This is a genomic window from Streptomyces sp. NPDC034099, assembly GCF_055575415.1.
Window position 1 is genome coordinate 255,506 of the sequence record NZ_JBVISR010000009.1, and the last position, 20,792, is coordinate 276,297.

The window sequence follows — 20,792 nt, forward strand, 5'->3', positions numbered from 1 at the left end:
GAGAGGCCGCATGGCATCCACCGCCTGCATTCCCCCGGTCCCCGCGCCGCAGGACGCCGTGGGGCTCCACGACCGGGCCCGGGGCGCGCTGCTCGGACTGGCCGTCGGGGACGCCCTCGGGGCGCCGGCCGAGAACATGAAGCCCTCGGAGATCCGCGCCCGCTGGGGCCGCATCACGGGGTACGTGGCCGACCGGCCCGCCGGCACGGACGACACGGAGTACGCGATCTTCTCGGGCCTGCTGCTGGCCCGCCACGGCGCCGGGCTCACCCAGGCCCATGTGGAGGCGGCCTGGCACGAGTGGATCGCGGACCGGGAGGAGGGTCCGTTCCGGGGCGCGGGCTTCAGCGAACGCGGCACTCTGGAGAACCTGCGCCGGGGACTCGCCGCCCCGATCTCCGCCCAGCACCGGCACGCCTGGAGCGACGGACTGGCCATGCGGGCCGCGCCGCACGGCGTGTTCGCGGCCGGGAGACCCGCCGAGGCGGCCCGGCTGGCGGCGATCGACGGCTCGGTCAGCCACGAGGGCGAGGGCATCTACGGCGGCCAGGCGGTGGCGGCGGGCGTCGCGGCGGCGATGGCCGGGGCGTCGACCGTCGCGGTGGTGGCCTCCGCGCTGGCCGTCGTCCCGGACGACTCCTGGACGGCGCGGTGTCTGCGCCGCGCGCTGACTGCGGCCCACCGGGGCGAGCGCGCGGTGCGCTCCGCGGTGGTCATCGGCGGCTACCCGTGGACCGACTTGGCCCCCGAGGCCGTCGCCCTCGCCTTCGGCGCGTACGCGGCGGCCGACGGCGACTTCACGGACTCCGTGCTGACGGCGGTCAACATGGGCCGGGACGCCGACACCACGGCCGCGGTGGCCGGCGCCCTGGCCGGCGCGACCCGCGGCGTCCACGCCATCCCGGTCGACTGGGCCACCGCCATCGCCCCGGCCCGCGGCACCTGCCTCCCGACGATGGCCGGCCACCACGTACTGGAGGTGGCGGACCTGCTGATCCGGGCGGCGCGGGGTGCCCCACCGGGCCGGGGGGCACCACCGGACGCGGAGCACGTGCCGGGGGCCACGGAACGCGTGCCGGAAGTCGCGGACCGAGCACCCGGGTGCTCGGAGCAGGTACCGCCGAGCATCGCACGCGTACCTCGCGGCACGGGGCGGGTGTCCCTGGATGCCGGGCGAGTGATGCGGGAAGGGGCGCTGCCCGAGGAGTCGGAGGGGGTGACGCGCGGACTCGGGGCGGCTTCCGCTCCCCCGTGGGGCGAACCGCCCGACGGCACGTTCCCGTCCGGCGACGCCGACACCCGGCCCGTGCCCGGCCCCGGGACGCATACCCCGGTGCCGGACGCCGCCGCCGCGGCGGAGGCGGGGTCGTGAGCAGGGCGCGGGCCGGTGTGGGCGCGACGGGCGTCACGGCCTACGTCGAAGGGCCCGGCGTGCCCGAGGGGGCCGTGACCAGTGGGAGCGGGCACCGGTCGGGAGCCGAGGCGGCGGCGGCCGTGGCGTCCCACGGGGTGCCGCTCTGCGACCGCATCGAGGGGCTGCTGCTCGGGCTCGCCGCGGGAGACGCCGCCGGCTGGCCGGCCGCCCGGCACCGGGCCGCCCGGATGCCGGAGTGGACGCGCCGGCTCACCCGCGAGCTGGACACCTTCGCCGAGCAGAACGCGACCACCACCCTCCCCGTCCCCATCGCCCTGAACCAGCCCCCGGAACCGCTGCGCCTCGGCCCCTCGGACGACGCCGAGTGGGCGGCGTTCGCGGCGGAGGCCGTGCTGCGGGCGGGGGACGACAGCGTGCTCGGTGACCTGAGCCGGGACCGCCGGATGCGGGCCGCGATCGACCTGACCTGGAACGCCGTCGCCAGCGAGGTCGCCGCGGCGGCCGACCGCGCCCCCGAGGTGGAGTCCGCGGTGCTCCCGCTGCGCGCCCGCATCTCGGTGCGGGCCGGGCTCGGCAACCTCGCCACCGGCCTGCGTCCCCCCGCCACCGGCCACGACAACCCGCACTACTTCGACGACGCCGCCTGCGTACGGGCCTGCGTCCTCGCCGTCGCCCACCCCGGCGCCCCGCGCCCCGCCGCCGACCTCGCCGAGTTCGACGCCCGTTACACCCAGGACGGCGACGGCGTGCACGGCGCGCGGGCCATGGCGGCGGCGCTGGCGTGCGCCCTCGACGGCACCGACGTGGACGCCTGCGTGACGGCCGCGCTCGCCGAACTCCCCGAGGCGACGGAGATCGGCCGCAACGCCCGCCACGCCCTGGCCCTCGCGGCGGACGCCGGAAGCACCTTCGCCCTCGTCCCGCTCCTGGAGCACCGCATCGTCGACCACGTCTACAGCTACGGCATCGCCGCCGCCGAGACCGTCCCGGTCGCCCTCGCCCTGGCCACCGCCGCCCGGGGCCGCATCGCGGAGGCGGTACCGGCGGCGGCCTGTCTGTCCAGGGTCGCGGACTCCGCCCCCGCGCTGGCCGGCGCCCTCACCGGCGCGCTCGGCGGCGGCTCGTCGCTCCCCGCGTCCTGGCGGGACGCCTGCCGCACCCTGCCCGGCTGCGTACTGCCCCGGCTCACCGGCACCGACCTGGTCGAACTCGCCGGTCTCCTGCACGCCACGCGACCCTCCCCACCGGAAGGACGAGGCACCACCCCATGACCTCCCTGACCCCGGACCACAGCACCACCGCACCCCTCGACGAGCGGATCACCGGCGCCCTCGTGGGCGCGGCCGTCGGCGACGCGCTCGGCGGCCCGGTCGAGGGCTACTCCCCCGAGCAGATCCTCGAACGCCACGGCGGCCGCGTCCACGGCGTCGTCGGCCCCTGGAACGGCGACGCCTGGCGCACCGCCCGCCCCCTCGCCCCGTACCACAAGGGCGACGGCCACGTCACCGACGACACCCTGATGACCCATGCGCTGGTCCGGGTCTACGGCACGGTCCGCGACCACCTGGACGCGTACGCGATCGCCGAGCACCTGGTCCCGGACCTGATCACGCAGCCGCGCTGGATCCCGGAACTGGAGGCCGAGGCGCTCCCGCTCCAGCGGGTCTTCCTCGCCGAGAAGTGGCTGGTCGCCCGGATCCACTACGGCCACGTGGACCCGCGCGAGGCCGGTACCGGCAACATCGTCAACTGCGGTGCCGCGATGTACATGGCCCCGGTCGGCCTGGTCAACGCGGCGAACCCGGCGGCCGCCTACGCCGAGGCCCTGGACGTCGCGGGCGCGCACCAGTCGTCGTACGGCCGGGAGGCGGCCGGTGTCTTCGCGGCGGCGGTGGCCGCGGCCTGCGTGCCGGGCGCGACCCCTCGGTCGGTGGTGGCGGCCGCGCTGTCCCTGGCCAAGGACGGCACCCGGGCGGCCATCGAAGCCGTGTGCGACGTGGCGTCACGCCACTCGGAGTTCGAGTCGGCGCTCGCGCCGCTGCGCGCGGCGGTGGCCCCGTACGACACGGTGGGCCCCGACTACCGCGCGCCCTCGCTCGGCGCCCGCCGCCCCTCCCGCCTGCACGCCATCGAGGAACTGCCGGTCGCCCTCGGCATGCTGCTCGTCTCCGGCGGCGACTTCCGGCACGCGGTGCTCGGCGCGGTCAACTACGGCCGCGACTGCGACTCCATCGCCACGATGGCGGGCGCCCTGGCCGGGGCGCTGGGATCACCGGTGCCGGAGGACTGGGCGAAGACCGTCGCGGAGGCGAGCCGCCTGGACCTGTGGGAGCCGGCGGCGACGCTCACCGCGGTCGCGCGGGAGGTCTTCGAGCGTGACGTACGGCGCCGCCGCGCCCACGAGGAGGCGTTCGCCGCGATCGGGGGCGCGGGATGCTCCGGCTGACCTGGGTCCAGCCCGAGGACCTGGTCGGCCACGAGCTGCGCCAGGCACGGCTGGACGGCCGCGACGCGTCGGCGGTGGCGGCCCGCTGGCGCGCGGCGGGCGGCGGCGCGGCCCCGCCCCGGGCGGGCGCCTCGGAACGGCCGGCCTCCCCCGGCCTCCGTGTCCTGGCCGAAGAGCTCCTGGACGAGCTGGCCCGCCTGCCCGCTCCCCGGGCGGACGCCGAGCCGACGGACCTCGACCGGATCAGGGCGCTGTGCCCCGACTGGCCGTCCCCGCGTCCCGCCGCATCGGTGTCGCCCTCGCGTCTGGAGGCCGCCTGGCTCGGCCGCGCCGTCGGGTGCCTCCTGGGCAAGCCCGTCGAGAAGCTGCCCCTGACCGGCATCCGCCTCCTCGGCCGGGCCGCCGGCAACTGGCCCCCGACCGCGTACTTCACCGCCCGGGGCGTCCCCCGCGACCTGCTCGCCGCGTATCCCTGGAACCGCCGCTCCGCGCCCACCTCCCTCGCCGAGAACATCGACGGCATGCCGGAGGACGACGACCTCAACTACCCGCTCCTGGGCCTGCAGCTCCTCCGGCGCCACGGCCGGGGCTTCGAGACGGCCGACGTGGCCCGGGTCTGGCTCGACGAACTCCCGGCCGGCCGTACCTTCACCGCCGAGCGCCTCGCCCTGCGCAACCTCCTCACCGGCCTCGAACCCTCGGACACCGCCCGTCACCGCAACCCGTTCCGCGAGTGGATCGGCGCCCTGATCCGCGCCGACGTGCACGGCTGGACCAACCCCGGCGACCCGGCCGCCGCCGCCGAGCAGGCGCACCGGGACGCGACCCTCACCCACACCGCGGCCGGCGTCCACGCGGCGATGTTCGCGGCGGCCGTCATCGCCACCGCCGCCGGCGGCACGCAGGACGTCCACGCCTGTCTGCGCTCCGGCCTCGCGGTCGTGCCGCCCGGCTCCCGCCTCGCCGGGGCCGTCCGCCACGCCGTACGGCTCGCGGGCGCGCACACCGACTTCGACACGGTCGTGGACGAGCTGCACGCCGTCCACTCCCCCGCCCACCACTGGGTGCACGCCGTGCCCAACACCGCCCTGATCGCCGCCGCGCTCACCCACGCGGACGGCGACTTCACCGGCTCGGTCTCGCGCGTCGTGTCGGGCGGCTGGGACACCGACTCCAACGGCGCCACCGTCGGGAGCGTCGCCGGACTGCTCGCCGGTTCCCCCGCCGCGCTGCCCGGGCACTGGACGGCCCCGCTGAAGAACCGCCTGGCCACCTCCGTCGGCGACTTCGACGGCACCGGCTTCGACACCCTCGCCCACCTCACCCACCGGGAGGCCACCCGCCCATGCCCGAGCCCGCCGTGACCTCTGCGCTCTCCGCCCCCGCCGCCCCGCTCACCGGCCTGCGCGTCCTCGACCTCGCCACCCTCTTCGCGGGACCGCTCGCCGCCACCATGCTCGGTGACTTCGGCGCCGAGGTGATCAAGGTCGAGCACCCCACCCGGCCCGACCCCTCCCGGGGGCACGGCCCGTCGAAGGACGGCGTGGGTCTGTGGTGGAAGCTGCTGGGCCGCAACAAGCACACGATCACCCTGGACCTGTCGAAGCCCGCCGGGCGCACCACCCTGCTCCGGCTCGCCGCCACCGCGGACGTCGTCGTCGAGAACTTCCGGCCGGGCACCCTGGAGAAGTGGGACCTGGGCTGGGACGAGCTGTCCGCCGTCAACCCGCGCCTGGTCCTGACCCGGGTCACCGGCTTCGGCCAGTTCGGCCCCTACGCGCGCCGCCCCGGCTTCGGCACCCTGGCCGAGGCCATGAGCGGCTTCGCCGCGATGACCGGCGAGCCCGACGCGCCGCCGACGCTGCCGCCGTTCGGGCTCGCGGACTCCATCGCGGCGCTGGCGACGGCGTACGCCGTGATGACGGCGCTGGCCGCCCGGGAGCGCACCGGGGAGGGCCAGGTCGTCGACATGGCGATCATCGAGCCGATCCTGACCGTGCTGGGCCCGCAGCCCCTCTGGTACGACCAGCTCGGCCACGTCCAGCCGCGCACCGGCAACCGCTCGCAGAACAACGCCCCGCGCAACACCTACCGCACCGCCGACGGCACCTGGGTCGCCGTCTCCACCTCGGCGCAGTCGGTCGCCGAGCGGGTGATGCGGCTGGTGGGCCGCCCGGAGCTGATCGACGAGCCCTGGTTCGCGACGGGCGCCGAGCGGGCCCGGCACGCCGACGTGCTGGACGCCGCGGTCGGCGACTGGATCGCCCGGCACTCCCGCGCGGACGTGCTCGCCGCGTTCGAGAAGGCCGAGGCGGCCGTCGCGCCGGTCCAGGACGTGCGGGACGTGATGACCGACCCGCAGTACCAGGCCCTCGACACCCTCACCACGGTCGACGATCCCGAACTGGGCCCGCTGCGCATGCAGAACGTCCTCTTCCGGCTCTCCGCCACCCCGGGCGCGATCCGCTGGGCGGGCCGCCCGCACGGCGCCGACACCGAGGAGGTGCTGACCGGGCTGGGGCTCACCCCGGCGGACGTGAAGGAGCTGCGTGAGGAGGGCGTCGTATGACCGCACCCCCGCTGACCTGGCTGTACGCCCCCGGGGACCGGCCCCGGGTGGTGGCCAAGGCGCTGGCCGCCGGTGCCGACGTGGTGGTGGTCGACCTGGAGGACGCGGTCGCCGCCGACCGCAAGGAGTACGCCCGTGACGCCACCGCCGAGCTGCTCGGCGAGCCGCAGCCGGTGCCGGTGCACGTCCGCGTCAACGCCCTGGACGGTCCGCTGGCCGCCGGCGACCTGGCGGCGCTGGCCGCGCTGCCGGGCCTGTCCGGGCTGCGGCTGCCCAAGGTGACGACGCCCGGGCAGGTCAGCGAGGTCGCCGAGGCCACCGGCGGCCCGCCGCTGTACGCCCTGCTGGAGACGGCCCTGGGGGTGGAGCGGGCGTACCGGATCGCCACCGCCCACCCGGCGCTGCGCGGCATCGCGCTCGGGGAGGCGGACCTGAGGGCCGACCTGGGGGTGCGCGGGGACGCCGGCCTGGACTGGTCGCGCTCGCGCGTGGTGGTGGCCGCGCGGGCGGCGGGTCTGGCGCCGCCGTCCCAGACGGTGCATCCGGACACCCGGGACCTGGAGGGTCTGGCGGCGTCCTGCGCCCACGGCCGCGCCCTGGGCTTCCTGGGGCGGGCCGCGATCCACCCCCGCCAGCTGCCGATCATCGAGCGGGCGTACCTGCCGACCGAGCGGGAGCTGGAGGAGGCGGAGACGATCGTCAAGGCGGCCACGGTCCAGCCGGGCGCGCAGGCGCTGCCGGACGGCCGGTTCATCGACGCCGCGGTGGTGGCGACGGCCCGGCGCACCCTGTCGCTGGCCCGGCGGCCGACCCTGTCCTGAGCCCGGCCCGGCATACGCCGAGGGCGCCCGGAGAGTCCCGGGCGCCCTCGGCGGCGTACGTGGTGGGCGGGGTCAGCCCTTCTTCGCGGAGTCGGCGCCGTCCTTCACGGCCTCGGCGTCCTTCGCGTCGTCCGTGTCCTCGGCGGTCCCGGTGGCCTTGGTGAGGTCGGGGGCACCGGCCTTCCCGGCGGTGTCCGCGTCGTCCGCGTCGTCGGTTCCGGCGTCCGCGGAGGCGGCCCCCGTGTCCTGCTTCGCGTCCTTCTCCCCGTCGGGCCCGGCGTCACCGGCGGCGGTCTCCGCGCCCGGCTCCACCACGGCCTCGCGGCCCGGCCGCTTCCGCGCCGAGAGCACCATGTACAGCACGGCGAGCAGGAACACGAAGAGCGCGGTCCAGTTGTTCAGGCGCAGGCCGAGGATGTGGTGGGCGTCGTCGACGCGCATGTACTCGATCCAGAACCGGCCCGCGCAGTACGCGGCGACGTACAGGGCGAAGGCGCGCCCGTGACCGAGCGTGAAGCGGCGGTCGGCCCAGATGACGAGCAGCGCGACACCGATGCACCACAGCGACTCGTACAGGAAGGTCGGGTGGTAGGTGCCCGGCAGCCGTCCGTCGGCCGTCGAGGTGATCTCCACGGCCCACGGCAGGTCGGTCGCCTTGCCGTACAGCTCCTGGTTGAACCAGTTGCCCCAGCGGCCGATGGCCTGCGCGAGGGCGATGCCGGGGGCGACGGCGTCGGCATACGCGGGCATCGGGACGCCCCGGCGCCGGGCACCGATCCAGGCGCCCACCGCGCCGAACGCGATCGCGCCCCAGATGCCGAGTCCGCCCTCCCAGATCTTGAAGGCGTCGACCCAGTCACGGCCCTCGCTGAAGTACAGCTGGTAGTCCGTGATCACGTGGTAGAGGCGTCCGCCGATCAGGCCGAAGGGAACGGCCCAGACCGCGATGTCGGCCACCGTGCCGGGCCGCCCGCCCCGGGCGATCCAGCGCTTGTTGCCGAGCCAGACGGCAACGAAGACGCCGATGATGATGCAGAACGCGTAGCCGCGCAGCGGGATGGGACCGAGGTGCAGCACCCCGCGCGACGGGCTGGGAATGAAGGCAAGTTCCATGGCAGGGTCGACGCTACCGTGTCGGACGGGGGGCGCGGTGGGCAGCCCGGCTACGGGTCCGTAACGAGCGGGCGCGCTACTTGTTGGCGTCCTCCACCATCTGCTTGAGCTTGGCGGGGGTCATGGAGCGGTCCTGGTAGATGTTCTTGCCGTCCAGGAGGACCGTCGGGGTGCCGCTGAAGCCGCCGTTCTGGAAGGCCTTGTTGGACTTCTCCACCCAGCTGTTGTGCTTGCCGTTCTTCACGCACTCCTGGAACAGGGTGGTGTCGAGGCCGTCGACCTTGCCGGCCAGGTCGAGCAGCTTGTCCTCGTCGGCGAAGGCGTCGTCGGTCTCCGGCGGCTGGTTGTCGTACAGCACGTCGTGGTACAGGGGGAACTTTCCGGCGTCCTGGGCGCAGGCCGCTGCGTTGGCCGCCTTGCGCGAGCCGGTGCCGCCCATGTTGCCGTCGATGATGGTCGCGAGGTGGTACTCGACCTTGAGCTGTCCGGCGTCGGTCAGCTCGTGGATGGTGTTGCGGTACGCCAGCTCGAAGGCCTTGCAGGCCGGGCAGCGGAAGTCCTCCCAGACGGTGAGCGTCGACTTGGCGCTCTCCTTGCCGACGGGGATCGCCAGGCCGTCCTTGCCCTGTGCTCCCGAGGGTGCCACGACCGGGCCGGCCGACTCGCTGCCGTCGTCCTTGCCCGCGTTCGCGGCGACCACGCCGATCACCGCCGCGAGTCCCAGCACGCAGACCACGCTCGCGCCGACGATCAGCGCACGGCGGCGCTTGTCCCTGGACTTCTGCTTCTCGCGCTCGGCCGCCAGCTTCTCGCGGGCGCCGCGCTTTCCCTGTCGGTTCTTCTCGCTCACACCCCGCAGAACGAACCGGGGAGGCGCAGCGCGCCTCCCCGGTCCCAGGTCCACTCGTACGAGGGACCTCTGTCCTGTGCCCGTCCGTCACGGGCCCGTGGTCACGCTTGTCCGCGCACGCCCTTCGCCAGGTCGGCGGCGAGCGCGCGGACGCCCTCGAGACCGGCCGCGTCGTCGGGCGCGTCCAGCATCCGCTTGACGAACGCCGAGCCGACGATCACGCCGTCGGCGAACCGCGCGACCTCGGCGGCCTGCACGGCGTTGGAGACGCCGAGGCCGACGCAGACCGGGGTGTCGGTGGTGGTGCGGGTGCGCCGCACCAGGTCCTCGGCCTGCGCCCCGACCGACTCGCGGGTGCCGGTGACACCCATGAGGGAGGCCGCGTAGACGAAGCCGCTGCCGGCCGCGGTGATCTCGGCGAGGCGCGCGTCCCTGCTGCTGGGCGCGACCACGAAGACCGTGGCCAGACCGTGCTTGTCGGCGTGCTCCCGCCACAGCGCGGACTCCTGGACGGGCAGGTCGGGCAGGATGCACCCGGCGCCGCCCGCCTCGGCCAGCTCGGCGGTGAAGCGCTCCACGCCGTAGCGGTCGATCGGGTTCCAGTACGTCATGACGAGGATCGGCTTGCCGGTGGCCTCGTGCGCCTCGCGGACCGTGCGCATCACGTCGGCGATCTTGACGCCGCCGCGCAGGGCGATGTCGTCGGCGGTCTGGATCACCGGGCCGTCGAGCACCGGGTCGCTGTGCGGCAGGCCCACCTCGACGATGTCGGCGCCGCCGTCGAGCGCGGCCTTGACCGCCTCGATGCCGCCCGTGACGGTCGGGAACCCGGCCGGGAGGTAGGCGATCAGGGCGGCGCGGCCCTCGGACCTGGCGGCCGCGAGGGTGTCGTCCAGCAGCTGTACGTTCCCGCTCACTTGGCGTCTCCCTCGATCTCCGCGGCGCCGGTCTCGTCGGCGGCGACCTCGGCGTCGGTGTCGTACAGCCCGAAGTAGCGGGCGGCGGTGTCCATGTCCTTGTCGCCGCGGCCGGACAGGTTGACCACGATCAGCCCGTCCTTGCCCAGTTCCTTGCCGACCTCCAGGGCACCGGCCAGCGCGTGGGCGCTCTCGATGGCCGGGATGATGCCCTCGGTGCGCGACAGCAGGCGCAGGGCCTGCATGGCGGCGTCGTCGGTGACCGCGCGGTACTCGCCGCGGCCGGAGTCCTTGAGGTAGGAGTGCTCCGGGCCGATGCCCGGGTAGTCCAGGCCGGCCGAGATCGAGTACGGCTCGGTGATCTGGCCCTCGTCGTCCTGGAGGACGTAGGACCGGGAGCCGTGCAGGATGCCGGGCTCGCCCGCGGTCAGGGTGGCCGCGTGCTCGCCGGTCTCGACGCCGTGCCCGGCGGGCTCGCAGCCGATGAGGCGGACGTCCGCGTCGGGGATGAAGGCGTGGAAGAGGCCGATGGCGTTGGAGCCGCCGCCGACGCAGGCGATCGCGGCGTCGGGGAGGCGTCCGGCCTGCTCCAGGAGCTGGCGGCGGGCCTCGACGCCGATGACCCGGTGGAAGTCGCGGACCATCGCCGGGAAGGGGTGGGGCCCGGCGACGGTGCCGAACAGGTAGTGGGTGCGGTCGACGTTGGCGACCCAGTCGCGGAACGCCTCGTTGATCGCGTCCTTCAGCGTGCGGCTGCCGGACTTCACGGCGACGACCTCGGCGCCGAGCATGCGCATGCGGGCCACGTTGAGGGCCTGGCGCCGGGTGTCGATCTCGCCCATGTAGATGGTGCAGTCGAGGCCGAAGAGGGCGCAGGCGGTGGCCGTGGCCACGCCGTGCTGGCCGGCGCCGGTCTCGGCGATGACGCGGGTCTTGCCCATGCGCTTGGTGAGCAGGGCCTGGCCGAGCACGTTGTTGATCTTGTGCGAACCGGTGTGGTTCAGATCCTCGCGCTTGAGGAAGACCCGGGCGCCGCCGGCGTGCTCGGCGAAGCGCGGGACCTCGGTGAGGGAGGACGGGCGGCCCGTGTAGTGGGCGAGCAGGTCGTCCAGTTCGCGGGCGAACTCCGGGTCGGACTTGGCCTTGTCGTACTCGACGGCGACCTCGTCGACCGCCGCGACGAGGGCCTCGGGGATGAACTTGCCCCCGAAGGCGCCGAAGTAGCCCTCGGCGGAGGGGACTTGACCCTCCGGGTCGGGGATGAAGAAGGTGCTGGGCATGCGGGTACCTCACGGTGAGTGTCTGGTAGGGACTAATCGCCGTGGGGGCGCGGACTGTGTTGTCGGCCGCGGACCGGCGGTGGCCGGTCGCGCCCGCGCGACGGAGTCGCACATTCGGTACAGCCCCGCGCCCCTACGCGGGCTGGTGCCATCGCATGCCGTTGACCTGGCCCGGTTCGTCGCCGATGACGTACCGCACCCGGCGGCCGTGGACCCGGCGGGCGGGCGCTCGGCAGCCGCGGGGGCGGCAGCCGCGCGCCAGGCGCGCGTAGGGGTCCCGGGGCACCGGGACGAGCGGGAGCGTCATGGGGGTCAGCCTACCGGGGGTCAGCCCCGGCCGTGGCGAAGTGCGGGATGTTCGCCCGCCGCCACCAGGTCGGAGACCGCCGTCTTGGGGTCGCGGCCGGTGACCAGGGACTCGCCGACCAGGACGGCGTCGGCGCCCTCGTTGGCGTAGGCGATGAGGTCGTGCGGGCCGCGGACGCCGGACTCGGCGACCTTGACGATGTGCGCGGGGATCTCCGGGGCGACCCGTTCGAAGGTGCCGCGGTCGACCTCGAGCGTCTTCAGGTTGCGCGCGTTGACGCCGATGACCTTGGCGCCCGCGTCCACCGCGCGCTCGACCTCGTCCTCGTCGTGCACCTCGACCAGCGGGGTGAGTCCGATGGACTCGGCGCGCTCGATCAGCGACTCCAGGGCCGGCTGTTCGAGGGCCGCGACGATCAGCAGCACGAGGTCGGCACCGTGGGCGCGGGCCTCCCACAGCTGGTACGAGGTGACGACGAAGTCCTTGCGCAGCACGGGGATGTCCACGCGCGCGCGGACCGAGTCCAGGTCGGCCAGCGAGCCGCCGAAGCGGCGCTCCTCGGTGAGGACGGAGATGACGGCGGCGCCGCCCGCCTCGTAGTCGGCGGCGAGCCCGGCCGGGTCGGCGATGGCCGCGAGCGCGCCCTTGGAGGGGCTGGAGCGCTTGACCTCGCAGATGACCTTGACGCCGTCGCCGCGCAGCGCGGACACGCCGTCCTTGGCGGGGCGAGCCTTGGCCGCGCGCTCCTTGAGCTCGTCGAGGCCGACGCGCGCCTGCCGCTCCGCGAGGTCGGCACGGACTCCGTCGATGATCTCGTCGAGCACACTCACGCGAGCGGCCCCCTTTCAGACGGCGAAACGTGTGGTCACTGTGATGGTATCCGGAGCCGGGCACCGCCCCCGCATCCGGCCGTTCCGGGTCCCACTACGTGGACGTTCCGTGGATGATCAAGGGAGGAGCCAGCCACCGAACGGCAGGTTCCGGACAACGGTGAAGACCAGCAGCAACGTCCCCAGCGTCCACAGGTGGACCGGTCCGAGGTCGATGCGCACCGGACGGCCCCGGGCCGCGCGGATCACCCAGACGGTCCACAGGACGGCGAACCCCAGGTAGGCGAGGACGGCGGGGGCGTTGGCGTGCAGCGCGGCGGTCAGGTCGCCGTGGACGAAGGCGTGGGCGCTGCGCAGACCTCCGCAGCCGGGGCAGTAGAGGCCCGTGAGACGCAGCAGGGGGCAGACGGGGTAGTGGCCGGGCTCATAGGGGTCCACGCGGCCCACGTAGGCGAAGGCCCCGGCGACGGCCGCGAGCACTCCGGCCGGGACGGCCAGGCGCAGGGCCGCGGCGCGGGGCTGGAGGGTGCCGGTGCGCATGGGTTTCCCGCTCTCGACGTCCACGCCCGCATTCTGCCCCCGGCGGCCCCCGCGCGCACGTGAGGGGCGGTCCCCGGCACCCTTGTGCCGGTCCGCCCCTCAGGAGGTCCGTGACCGTCGTGCCCGGTGGTCAGCCCTTGGCGCCGGCCTGCGCGCGCTCGCCGCTGACCTGGTGCACGGGGTGGTTCTGCTTCGGCTGGCCGAGGCCCATCATCTTCATGATGTAGCCGACGACACCACCGAGGAGCACGACCGCCAGGCCGGCCCAGAAGCCCCACGGCTGGGCGGCCACCATGAACATGCCCGCGATGCAGAAACCGATGAAGGAGATGATGACACCGGTCCAGGCGGCCGGGGTGTGACCGTGGCTGCTGCCCGCCATTGCTTGCTCCTCGTTGCTGTGTGCCATGTCTGAGCAGGACGCTCGCACCCATTGTCCCGCACGGGGGCACGCGCCGTGAGCGGGGGTGCTCCGGCGGGTGAACCCGGGTCCGGAGGCGGTCAGGCGCTGGTGGGGTCCTCGCCGCGGTCGATGGCCTTCCACAGGTCCTCGGGGCGGTCCGGGTCGACGGTCTGCGGCCTGCGGCTCGGGCGCGGGGTGCCGTCGCGCTCGTAGCGGCCGGACATCGCGGGCCACTGGCGGCCGTAGCGCAGCGCGAGCAGTCCGGCCAGCAGGAGCAGCGCGCCGCCCACGGCCGCGACGTACGGCCACGCGGTGTGGGAGAGCGCGTCGACGGTGGCCGAGGTGTCACCGGCCGCCTTCGCGGCCTGGTCGTCCAGGGCCGAGCTGTCGGAGGCGCCCGTCAGGGCGGCGGCGACGGTGCCCGCGCCGCTGAGCGCGAGCACGGCGGCGACGGCGAAGCGGCCGGCGCGGCGGACGGCGAAGACGGCGACCAGCGCGGCGAGGCCGACTATGGCGAGCGCCGCGGGTACGCCCGTGACGTCGCTGCCCTTGGCGGTCAGCGAGAACGCGCCGCCGGCCACCGTCGCGGTGCCCTCCGCCCACTCCTGCCGGGTGGCGAGCAGGGCGACGGCGGCGCCGAGCGCGCCGCACATCAGGGCGACGGCGAGGCTCCGGCGGCCGGCCCGGGCGGGTCCTGCGGCTGGGGTGCGGGGGTGAGGAACGGCTGTCACGTACCCCACTATCACCCGAACCCCGGGCGAACCGTCACCCGGGGTTCGGATTGGGGGCGTGAGAATCGCCCCACCGGTCCGGCCGGTTGGCCCTATTGCGCCAGCCGGTTGGCCGTGTGTACGGCCCGCAGCACGGCCGCCGCCTTGTTGCGGCACTCGGTGTCCTCGGCGACCGGGTCGGAGTCCGCGACGACGCCGGCGCCCGCCTGGACGTAGGCGGTGCCGTCGCGCAGCAGCGCCGTGCGGATGGCGATGGCGGTGTCGGAGTCGCCCGCGAAGTCGAGATAGCCGACGCAGCCGCCGTACAGGCCGCGCCGGGAGGGTTCGAGTTCGTCGATGATCTGCAGGGCGCGCGGCTTGGGCGCGCCGGAGAGGGTGCCGGCCGGGAAGCAGGCGGTGAGGACGTCGAAGGCGGTGCGGCCGGGGGCGACCCGTCCGGTGACCGTCGAGACGATGTGCATGACGTGCGAGTACCGCTCGACGGACATGAAGTCGACGACCTCGACCGAGCCGGGCTCGCAGACCCGCCCGAGGTCGTTGCGGCCGAGGTCGACGAGCATCAGGTGCTCGGCGCGCTCCTTGGGGTCGGCGAGCAGTTCGTCGGCGAGGGCCTGGTCCTCCTGCGGGGTGGCGCCGCGCGGGCGGGTGCCGGCGATGGGGTGCACCATGGCGCGCCCGTCCTCGACCTTGACCAGGGCCTCGGGGGACGAGCCGACGACGTCGAAGCCGTCGAGGCGGAGCAGGTACATGTACGGGGAGGGGTTGGTGGCCCGCAGGACCCGGTACACGTCGAGCGCGCTCGCCGTGCAGGGCGTCTCGAAGCGCTGGGAGGGGACGACCTGGAAGGCCTCGCCCGCGCGGATGCGCTCCTTGATGTCCTCGACGGCGTCCTGGAAGTCGGGGCCGCCCCACAGCGCGGTGTACTCGGGCAGCTTGGAGGGCGGCAGCGCGGCCGGGGGCTGGGCCACCGCGCGCGTGAGGTCGGCCTCCATGGCGTCCAGGCGGGCGATCGCGTCGGCGTAGGCCTCGTCGACGCCGGTCTCCAGGTCGTTGTGGTTGATCGCGTTGGCGATCAGCAGGACCGAGCCCTCCCAGTGGTCCATGACGGCGAGGTCGCTGGTGAGCAGCATGGTCAGCTCGGGCAGCCTCAGGTCGTCGCGCTCCCCCGGGCCGACCTTCTCCAGGCGGCGCACGATGTCGTAGCCGAGGTAGCCGACCAGGCCGCCGGTGAAGGGCGGCAGGCCCAGGTCGTGGGCGAGGTCGCGCGGGGTGTGCAGGGCCTCGACGGTGGCCCGCAGGGCGGCGAGCGGGTCGCCGTCGGTGGGGACGCCGACGGGCGGGGTGCCCTGCCAGTGCGCCTGCCCGTCCTTCTCGGTGAGGGTGGCGGCGCTGCGGACGCCGACGAAGGAGTACCTGGACCATCGGAACGCCGCCCTGCCGTTCTCCGCCGACTCCAGCAGGAAGGTGCCGGGGCGCTCGGCGGCGAGCTTGCGGTACAGGGCCACGGGGGTGTCGCCGTCGGCGAGGAGCTTGCGGCCGACCGGGATCACCCGGCGGTCGGCGGCGAGCTTGCGGAAGGTCTCGAGGTCCATGTCGTCCATGGCGGCAGACCCTACTGACCCGCGCCGCGTACGTCAGTGCCCGCAGCGTCCTCGGTGCCTTCGGCGAGGAGCACGTCGGCGTCGAAGCAGGTGCGCGTGCCGGTGTGGCAGGCGGCACCCACCTGGTCGACCTTGACGAGCACGGTGTCGGCGTCGCAGTCCAGGGCGACGGACTTGACCCACTGGACGTGGCCGGAGGTGTCGCCCTTGACCCAGTACTCCCGGCGGCTGCGCGACCAGTAGGTGCAGCGGCCGGTCGTCAGCGTGCGGTGCAGTGCCTCGTCGTCCATCCAGCCGAGCATCAGCACCTCTCCGGTGTCGTACTGCTGGGCGATGGCGGGCAGGAGGCCGTCGGCGCTGCGCTTGAGCCGGTCGGCGATCTCCGGGGCGAGCGGGCTGGGGCGCCGGGGGCTGCCGGTGGGGGAGCTGCTGGTCATGCGCCCATTGTGCCGCGCGGGACCGACACGCCCCGGGGATGTCCATTGGGCGGACCCGGCCGGCCGCCGTAGGCTGACTCCATGTCGACTTTCGCCAAGCGTGAACGACTTCTGCTCGCGGACCTGTTGGAGACGGCGGGTCCGGACGCCCCGACGCTGTGCGAGGGCTGGCGGACCCGTGACCTGGCCGCGCACGTGGTGGTGCGCGAGCGGCGTCCGGACGCGGCCGGGGGCGCCCTGATCAAGCCGCTGGCGTCCCGCCTCCACCGGGTGAGGGAGGAGTACGGCGCGAAGCCGTACGAGGAGCTGCTCCAGCTGATCCGCACGGGCCCGCCGCGCTTCTCCCCCTTCCAGCTCAAGCAGGTCGACGAGGCGGCGAACACGGTGGAGTTCTACGTGCACGCCGAGGACGTCCGCCGCGCCCAGCCCGACTGGTCGCCGCGCGAACTGGACCCGGTCTTCCAGGACGCCCTGTGGTCGCGCCTGGAGCGCGCCGCCCGCCTGATGGGCCGGGGCATCCCGACGGGTCTGGTGCTGCGCCGTCCCAACGGCCAGACGACGGTCGCCCACCGGGGCACGCCGGTGGTGACGGCGACGGGCGAGCCGTCCGAGCTGCTGCTGTTCGCGTACGGCCGGCAGAGCGCCGCGAAGGTGGAGCTGGAGGGCGAGGAGGACGCCATCGCCAAGCTGCGGGAGACCAAGCAGCTCGGGATCTGATCCCCCGCGTCTCACTTCGGCAGCTCGGCCCGCCGTACGCCCGGCGCGCAGAGGGCGACGACCCCGCCGAGGCCGCAGACCACGGCGCTGACGGCGAAGACGGGGCCGGTGCCCCAGACGCCGATGGCGGCGGCCGACAGGGGCATGCTCAGCGGCGCGATCCCCAGGCTGACGATGCCGCCGACGGCGGTGACGCGGCCCAGGTAGGCGGGGTCGGACTGGGTCTGGAGCAGGGCTCCGCACATGGCGCCGCTGAGGCCGGTGAGCAGGCCGATGAGCAGCGCCGTGCCGACGGCCGCGGGGAGGCCGGGCGCGTGGGCCAGGGCGGCGATCGCGGCCGCGCCGGGGATGATGGCGCCGGCGGCGACGCACCCGGCGCGCGGCAGGCGTCCCCGCACGGTCAGCAGCAGGGCGGCGACTCCGGCGCCCGTGCCGAATCCGGCGAGCACCCAGCCCATCCCGGAGGCGCCCCAGCCGCGCTCGTCCGCGAGCAGGGTGAGGCCCACGTTGAGGGGGCCGACGAAACCGAGGTCGCCCAGCGCGATGGTCACCATGAGCGGGCCGAGGACGCGGTGCCGGCGGACGTAGCGGAGCCCGCCCACCAGGTCCCGCCAGGCGGTGGTCCGCCGGGCGGGACTCGCGTCGTCGGCCGGCAGTTCACGCATCCGTACGGAGACCAGCAGCGGCACGGACACGGCGATCAGCAGCCCGGCGCACGCGAAGGCCGCCGCCGCGCCGCCGACCGCCACGCCCAGCCCGCCGAGCGGTGCGCCCACGACGGCGGCGAAGCGTATGGCGAGGCCGCGCATGCCCTGGACGCGGGCGAGTTGGTCCTGGGCGGTGATCCGCGCCGGGAGCGCCCCCACGGCGGGCATGAACACCGCGTCGACGGTGCCGAAGACGACGGCGACGTGACGTACGGGCCGGTCAGCCGCAGCTGCTCCGCCGCGTCCCGGTGGCGTTCCAGGCGTACGAGGACCTGGACGAGCAGGTTCCGCAGCTCCGCCGCCCAGGGGTCGGCCGCCGGGTGGGCCGCGGAGAGGGCGATCGCGCGGTCCGCGGCGGCGTCCAGGCGGCGGCGGTGGCCGCGTACGGCGGTGGGCGTCGGGCAGGTGAGCGCCGCGTGCAGCGGCAGTGCCCGGACGAGCGCGTCCTCGGGCGCGTCCTGAGCGGCCGTCTCCGCGAAGTCCAGGCACTCGCCGTGGGCGTCGGGCGAGGCGGCGGCCAGGTACTCCAGGGCGGCGACATGGCTGCCGTAGTGGTGCGGGCAGCGCCGGACCGCCTGCTCCCACAGGTGCTCGAACTCGGCGTGTCCGGCGCGGGCGCCCCGGGCGGCGTCCAGCGCGGTCCGCCACGGCACCGGGTCGTCGGGGCCGGCGGACTCGGCGGCGGCGACGACGGCGGGGATCACCTGGCGCAGCAGTTCGGCGCGGGCCGGCGAGTCCCAGTGACGGTGGACCGTCAGCCGGGCCGCGACCAGCAGGGCGTCGGGGTCGTCCGGGGCGGCGGCGCGCCAGGTGTCGAGCCACTCGGAACGGGAGCGGGCGAAGGCGGCGAGCCGGGTCGCGTAACGGTCGCGGTGGTCCCATTCGGCGTTCTCGCGGGTACCGGCGAGGAGGCCGGCCGCGGGGCCGTGCTCGCCCCGGGCCGCGGCGACGAGGGCGGGGGCGAGGCGGTCGTCGGGGGCGTCGAGGAGCACGTCGTCGTCTTGGGCGGGTCGTGGTGACCGGGAGCGGGCCCGGGCAGCCGCGGTCCGCAGGAACGCGCGCAGCATGGCCAGTACGACGGCCGAGGGTTCGGGATGGTTGTGCGGCCTCGGCTCCGCCTTCGGCCGATCGTGTGTACCCACCCGCACCACCTGTGCGGCATGCGTCGCCGGGGGCGGGTGGCCCCCGCGGGGCCTCCCGCCGTCGGCGGCTTCCGGATGGTCCCGAGCCCGTCGGTGCCGGGGGCTGAACCGTTCCGGGCGGGCGCCGGGGCTCGCCGGCTGCGGAGCCTGCGCCCTGGGTGGCCCGGGGCGGTCCCACGGCGGCAGGGGGAGCCCTCACCGGGCCCGGTACCGGGGGGCGGAGCCGGGGGGGGGGGAGTCCTCACCGGGAGACGGGTGTCCGGGGCCCGTCCTGCCGCCGGGGTGGGCCGGGGCCGTCCTCGGCGGGGTCAGTTGCGGCGGAGCAGGCGGGTGGCGCCCGCTGCCACCGTGGTCGCCAGGACCCAGCCCAGCAGGACCAGGGCCGTCGACAGCCACTGCCAGCCGTCGTGGAGCTGCCAGGAGCCCGCCTGGCCCAGGTCGATCACCGGGAGGAGGAGGTCGAGGGCGAAGAGGGCGGGATTCCAGTCCGGGTGCTCGCCGCTCTTCAGCGGAGGCGGCTCCGCGCGGGCGAAGGCGAGGGAACCGGTCGCCCACAGCACCGCCATCCAGACCGCGGCCCGGCCCGGCCGGTAGCCGTAGGCGACCGTCCAGTCCTGCGCGTAGCCCACCAGCTTCGCGGCGATGGGCAGGCTCTCGCGGCGCCTGCGGTGCTTGGCGAGCAGCACCTCGCGGGCGTCCTCGTCCTCGCCGCCCGCCCGCAGCACGGCGGCGAGGCGCTCGTACGGCTCCGGGTGGTACTCGGCGGTCGCGGCGCCCACCCAGCGCAGCCGCTTCTCCAGCGGGAACGGCCCGCGTGGCACCAGGTTCTCGTAGGTGAAGCCGCCCATGTGCAGCCGGCCGGGGCCCGGCCAGCTGTCCGCCCGGTCCATCAGGTTGACCACCCGCGCCCCCGACAGCACCACCCGCCCGCGCGCCGGACGCTCGCCCAGGAAACGCAGCTCGGGCGTCTGCACCCGGCGCAGCGACAGCTCCTGGTCGTCGGTGAAGGTGAACCGGGCGTGCTCCAGGTCCAGGGCGTCGCCGAACCGCCCGTCGTCGAGGCGCACCCCGCCCACGCACTCGAAGCGCTGGATGCGGGTGCCCTGCGCGGGGGTGGTGCCGCGCAGCAGCGGGCTGCCCAGGCCCGCCGGGGTCAGGTACAGGGTGCGCTCCACCGTCAGCTGCGGGGCGTTCAGCGCGTGCCGCGTGTACGGGTTCAGCAGCCGGGCGCCGCGCAGGCTCAGCGACACGCCGACCTGGGCGCTGCGCAGGCTCACCTCGCCGTGCGACTCCAGCATCTCGGCCTGGAGGTCCTGCCCGACCGTCATGCCGTCCGCGGCGATGGAACGCCCGCTGCGGTCCCGGTGCACGATCGCCTGGTTGAGCAGCAGGTCGGTGCCTATCCGCGCGTCCGTGAGCCGGATGCCGCCCGGGAAGCGGGAGCGCGGCAGGTGCAGGTCGCCCTCGGTGTGCAGCCGGGCCGCCTCCAGGCGCGGCACCGCGCAGTCCACCAGCCGCACCGTCGTGAACCGGGTCTCCGGGAGCAGCACCTCGCGCTCGAAGCGGCAGCGCCGCAGCTCGACGTAGGGCACCACCGTGCCGCCCGCCAGATCCATCGTGTCGCTGATCCGCACGCCCACCAGTTGCAGCGAGGACACCCGGCCCGCGAGCGCCGGCGGACCGTCGAGGAGCAGCCAGCACACGACGCGGGCCCGCACGGTCCGCTCCGGTCCCCAGGGACGCCCGCCGTGCGGATCGTCGACGAGCGGGTCGCCGCTGCTCAGGTCGTACACGCTGCCGTTGCGGAACGCCTGCCACATGCCGGCCTCGGCGACGGTCAGGTCGTCCGGCAGCTCTCCGTCACGATGGCCGGCCCCCTCGGTCACGGTGCTTCACTCCCTCCCCAGCTACTCGTCGGTCGCTCACCCTTCGTACAACCGTTCATGCCCAATGCGTGACCTTACGAACACTCAAAGTGAGCATGGATCGCGTGAGTTCACCGTGGG

Annotated in this window: 20 protein-coding genes and 1 pseudogene; 7 read left to right on the top strand and 14 right to left on the bottom strand. The window is 75.0% G+C overall.

The window, feature by feature from the left end; all coding sequences use genetic code 11:
• Positions 1 to 10: 10 nt before the first annotated feature.
• Genes ACZ56V_RS25745 through ACZ56V_RS25770 form a run of 6 tightly spaced genes read left to right on the top strand, consistent with a single transcriptional unit; the run spans position 11 to position 7,211 of the window.
• Positions 11 to 1,372: an ADP-ribosylglycohydrolase family protein gene (locus ACZ56V_RS25745; protein ID WP_468945524.1), complete on the top strand. Its 1,362-nt coding sequence runs from the start codon at positions 11 to 13 to the stop codon at positions 1,370 to 1,372.
• Entirely contained in the window at positions 1,369 to 2,646 is a 1,278-nt protein-coding gene (locus ACZ56V_RS25750; protein WP_468945527.1) for an ADP-ribosylglycohydrolase family protein, read from the top strand. The genes ACZ56V_RS25745 and ACZ56V_RS25750 overlap by 4 nt, the downstream gene beginning before the upstream one ends.
• Positions 2,643 to 3,821: an ADP-ribosylglycohydrolase family protein gene (locus ACZ56V_RS25755; RefSeq protein WP_398912688.1), complete on the top strand. Its 1,179-nt coding sequence runs from the start codon at positions 2,643 to 2,645 to the stop codon at positions 3,819 to 3,821. Before ACZ56V_RS25750 ends, ACZ56V_RS25755 begins: the two co-directional genes overlap by 4 nt.
• A complete protein-coding gene (locus ACZ56V_RS25760; protein WP_468945530.1) occupies positions 3,809 to 5,185 on the top strand; it encodes an ADP-ribosylglycohydrolase family protein in 1,377 nt (458 codons plus the stop codon). The genes ACZ56V_RS25755 and ACZ56V_RS25760 overlap by 13 nt, the downstream gene beginning before the upstream one ends.
• Positions 5,167 to 6,390 carry a CaiB/BaiF CoA transferase family protein gene (locus ACZ56V_RS25765; RefSeq protein ID WP_468945532.1) on the top strand — a complete coding sequence of 408 codons (1,224 nt, stop codon included), beginning with the start codon at positions 5,167 to 5,169 and terminating at the stop codon, positions 6,388 to 6,390. The genes ACZ56V_RS25760 and ACZ56V_RS25765 overlap by 19 nt, the downstream gene beginning before the upstream one ends.
• On the top strand, positions 6,387 to 7,211 hold the full coding sequence (locus ACZ56V_RS25770) for an HpcH/HpaI aldolase/citrate lyase family protein (protein ID WP_468945534.1): 825 nt from the start codon (positions 6,387 to 6,389) through the stop codon (positions 7,209 to 7,211). Before ACZ56V_RS25765 ends, ACZ56V_RS25770 begins: the two co-directional genes overlap by 4 nt.
• 72 nt (positions 7,212 to 7,283) lie before the next feature.
• Here ACZ56V_RS25770 and lgt read toward each other — a convergent pair whose 3' ends face one another.
• The 11 genes from lgt to hisI all read right to left on the bottom strand — a co-directional run bounded on the left by lgt (position 7,284) and on the right by hisI (position 16,220).
• The gene (lgt, locus tag ACZ56V_RS25775; RefSeq protein ID WP_468945537.1) at positions 7,284 to 8,324 is read right to left on the bottom strand and encodes a prolipoprotein diacylglyceryl transferase; all 1,041 of its coding nucleotides are present in this window, start codon (positions 8,322 to 8,324) and stop codon (positions 7,284 to 7,286) included.
• A gap of 76 nt (positions 8,325 to 8,400) precedes the next feature.
• A complete protein-coding gene (locus ACZ56V_RS25780) occupies positions 8,401 to 9,174 on the bottom strand; it encodes a DsbA family protein (protein ID WP_468945540.1) in 774 nt (257 codons plus the stop codon).
• Positions 9,175 to 9,275: 101 nt separating this feature from the next.
• Positions 9,276 to 10,091, bottom strand: coding sequence for a tryptophan synthase subunit alpha (gene trpA / locus ACZ56V_RS25785; RefSeq protein ID WP_104635841.1), 816 nt, complete (start codon positions 10,089 to 10,091; stop codon positions 9,276 to 9,278).
• Positions 10,088 to 11,371: a tryptophan synthase subunit beta gene (trpB, locus tag ACZ56V_RS25790; RefSeq protein ID WP_356362983.1), complete on the bottom strand. Its 1,284-nt coding sequence runs from the start codon at positions 11,369 to 11,371 to the stop codon at positions 10,088 to 10,090. Before trpB ends, trpA begins: the two co-directional genes overlap by 4 nt.
• A gap of 133 nt (positions 11,372 to 11,504) precedes the next feature.
• Positions 11,505 to 11,678, bottom strand: a complete 174-nt coding sequence (gene trpM / locus ACZ56V_RS25795) for a tryptophan biosynthesis modulator TrpM (RefSeq protein ID WP_356362986.1) — start codon at positions 11,676 to 11,678, stop codon at positions 11,505 to 11,507.
• A 20-nt stretch (positions 11,679 to 11,698) separates the two neighbouring features.
• Positions 11,699 to 12,508: an indole-3-glycerol phosphate synthase TrpC gene (gene trpC, locus ACZ56V_RS25800; RefSeq protein ID WP_356362988.1), complete on the bottom strand. Its 810-nt coding sequence runs from the start codon at positions 12,506 to 12,508 to the stop codon at positions 11,699 to 11,701.
• 117 nt (positions 12,509 to 12,625) lie between these two features.
• Entirely contained in the window at positions 12,626 to 13,048 is a 423-nt protein-coding gene (locus ACZ56V_RS25805; protein ID WP_398912890.1) for a DUF2752 domain-containing protein, read from the bottom strand.
• A 130-nt stretch (positions 13,049 to 13,178) separates the two neighbouring features.
• The gene (locus ACZ56V_RS25810; protein ID WP_356362990.1) at positions 13,179 to 13,430 is read right to left on the bottom strand and encodes an HGxxPAAW family protein; all 252 of its coding nucleotides are present in this window, start codon (positions 13,428 to 13,430) and stop codon (positions 13,179 to 13,181) included.
• 119 nt (positions 13,431 to 13,549) lie between these two features.
• The gene (locus ACZ56V_RS25815; protein ID WP_356362993.1) at positions 13,550 to 14,191 is read right to left on the bottom strand and encodes a TIGR02234 family membrane protein; all 642 of its coding nucleotides are present in this window, start codon (positions 14,189 to 14,191) and stop codon (positions 13,550 to 13,552) included.
• Between the two features lie 83 nt (positions 14,192 to 14,274).
• Positions 14,275 to 15,774, bottom strand: coding sequence for an anthranilate synthase component I (locus ACZ56V_RS25820; RefSeq protein ID WP_468945673.1), 1,500 nt, complete (start codon positions 15,772 to 15,774; stop codon positions 14,275 to 14,277).
• Positions 15,775 to 15,794: 20 nt separating this feature from the next.
• The gene (hisI, locus tag ACZ56V_RS25825; protein WP_398912700.1) at positions 15,795 to 16,220 is read right to left on the bottom strand and encodes a phosphoribosyl-AMP cyclohydrolase; all 426 of its coding nucleotides are present in this window, start codon (positions 16,218 to 16,220) and stop codon (positions 15,795 to 15,797) included.
• A gap of 81 nt (positions 16,221 to 16,301) precedes the next feature.
• On the opposite strand from hisI, the gene ACZ56V_RS25830 reads away from it, so the two are divergent.
• Positions 16,302 to 16,937: a TIGR03085 family metal-binding protein gene (locus ACZ56V_RS25830; RefSeq protein WP_356362997.1), complete on the top strand. Its 636-nt coding sequence runs from the start codon at positions 16,302 to 16,304 to the stop codon at positions 16,935 to 16,937.
• Positions 16,938 to 16,948: 11 nt separating this feature from the next.
• Here ACZ56V_RS25830 and ACZ56V_RS25835 read toward each other — a convergent pair whose 3' ends face one another.
• The 3 genes and pseudogenes from ACZ56V_RS25835 to ACZ56V_RS25845 all read right to left on the bottom strand — a co-directional run bounded on the left by ACZ56V_RS25835 (position 16,949) and on the right by ACZ56V_RS25845 (position 20,672).
• On the bottom strand, positions 16,949 to 17,812 hold the full coding sequence (locus tag ACZ56V_RS25835) for an MFS transporter (protein ID WP_468945546.1): 864 nt from the start codon (positions 17,810 to 17,812) through the stop codon (positions 16,949 to 16,951).
• Positions 17,794 to 18,711 (bottom strand): annotated as a pseudogene (locus ACZ56V_RS25840) (hypothetical protein); the annotation flags it as partial. The pseudogene ACZ56V_RS25840 and the gene ACZ56V_RS25835, both read right to left, overlap by 19 nt.
• A gap of 383 nt (positions 18,712 to 19,094) precedes the next feature.
• Complete coding sequence (locus ACZ56V_RS25845) at positions 19,095 to 20,672, bottom strand: oxidoreductase (RefSeq protein ID WP_468945549.1); 1,578 nt, start codon at positions 20,670 to 20,672, stop codon at positions 19,095 to 19,097.
• Positions 20,673 to 20,792: the final 120 nt, after the last annotated feature.

Bases quoted from the DNA above. Each gene is read 5' to 3' on its own strand.
- trpM (WP_356362986.1), bottom strand. From the start codon at position 11,678: ATGACGCTCCCGCTCGTCCCGGTGCCCCGGGACCCCTACGCGCGCCTG.
- hisI (WP_398912700.1), bottom strand. From the start codon at position 16,220: ATGACCAGCAGCTCCCCCACCGGCAGCCCCCGGCGCCCCAGCCCGCTC.
- lgt (WP_468945537.1), bottom strand. From the start codon at position 8,324: ATGGAACTTGCCTTCATTCCCAGCCCGTCGCGCGGGGTGCTGCACCTC.
- ACZ56V_RS25830 (WP_356362997.1), top strand. From the start codon at position 16,302: ATGTCGACTTTCGCCAAGCGTGAACGACTTCTGCTCGCGGACCTGTTG.
- ACZ56V_RS25835 (WP_468945546.1), bottom strand. From the start codon at position 17,812: ATGCCCGCCGTGGGGGCGCTCCCGGCGCGGATCACCGCCCAGGACCAA.
- ACZ56V_RS25820 (WP_468945673.1), bottom strand. From the start codon at position 15,774: ATGGACCTCGAGACCTTCCGCAAGCTCGCCGCCGACCGCCGGGTGATC.
- trpB (WP_356362983.1), bottom strand. From the start codon at position 11,371: ATGCCCAGCACCTTCTTCATCCCCGACCCGGAGGGTCAAGTCCCCTCC.
- ACZ56V_RS25810 (WP_356362990.1), bottom strand. From the start codon at position 13,430: ATGGCGGGCAGCAGCCACGGTCACACCCCGGCCGCCTGGACCGGTGTC.
- ACZ56V_RS25745 (WP_468945524.1), top strand. From the start codon at position 11: ATGGCATCCACCGCCTGCATTCCCCCGGTCCCCGCGCCGCAGGACGCC.
- ACZ56V_RS25755 (WP_398912688.1), top strand. From the start codon at position 2,643: ATGACCTCCCTGACCCCGGACCACAGCACCACCGCACCCCTCGACGAG.
- ACZ56V_RS25805 (WP_398912890.1), bottom strand. From the start codon at position 13,048: ATGCGCACCGGCACCCTCCAGCCCCGCGCCGCGGCCCTGCGCCTGGCC.
- ACZ56V_RS25760 (WP_468945530.1), top strand. From the start codon at position 3,809: ATGCTCCGGCTGACCTGGGTCCAGCCCGAGGACCTGGTCGGCCACGAG.
- ACZ56V_RS25765 (WP_468945532.1), top strand. From the start codon at position 5,167: ATGCCCGAGCCCGCCGTGACCTCTGCGCTCTCCGCCCCCGCCGCCCCG.
- ACZ56V_RS25770 (WP_468945534.1), top strand. From the start codon at position 6,387: ATGACCGCACCCCCGCTGACCTGGCTGTACGCCCCCGGGGACCGGCCC.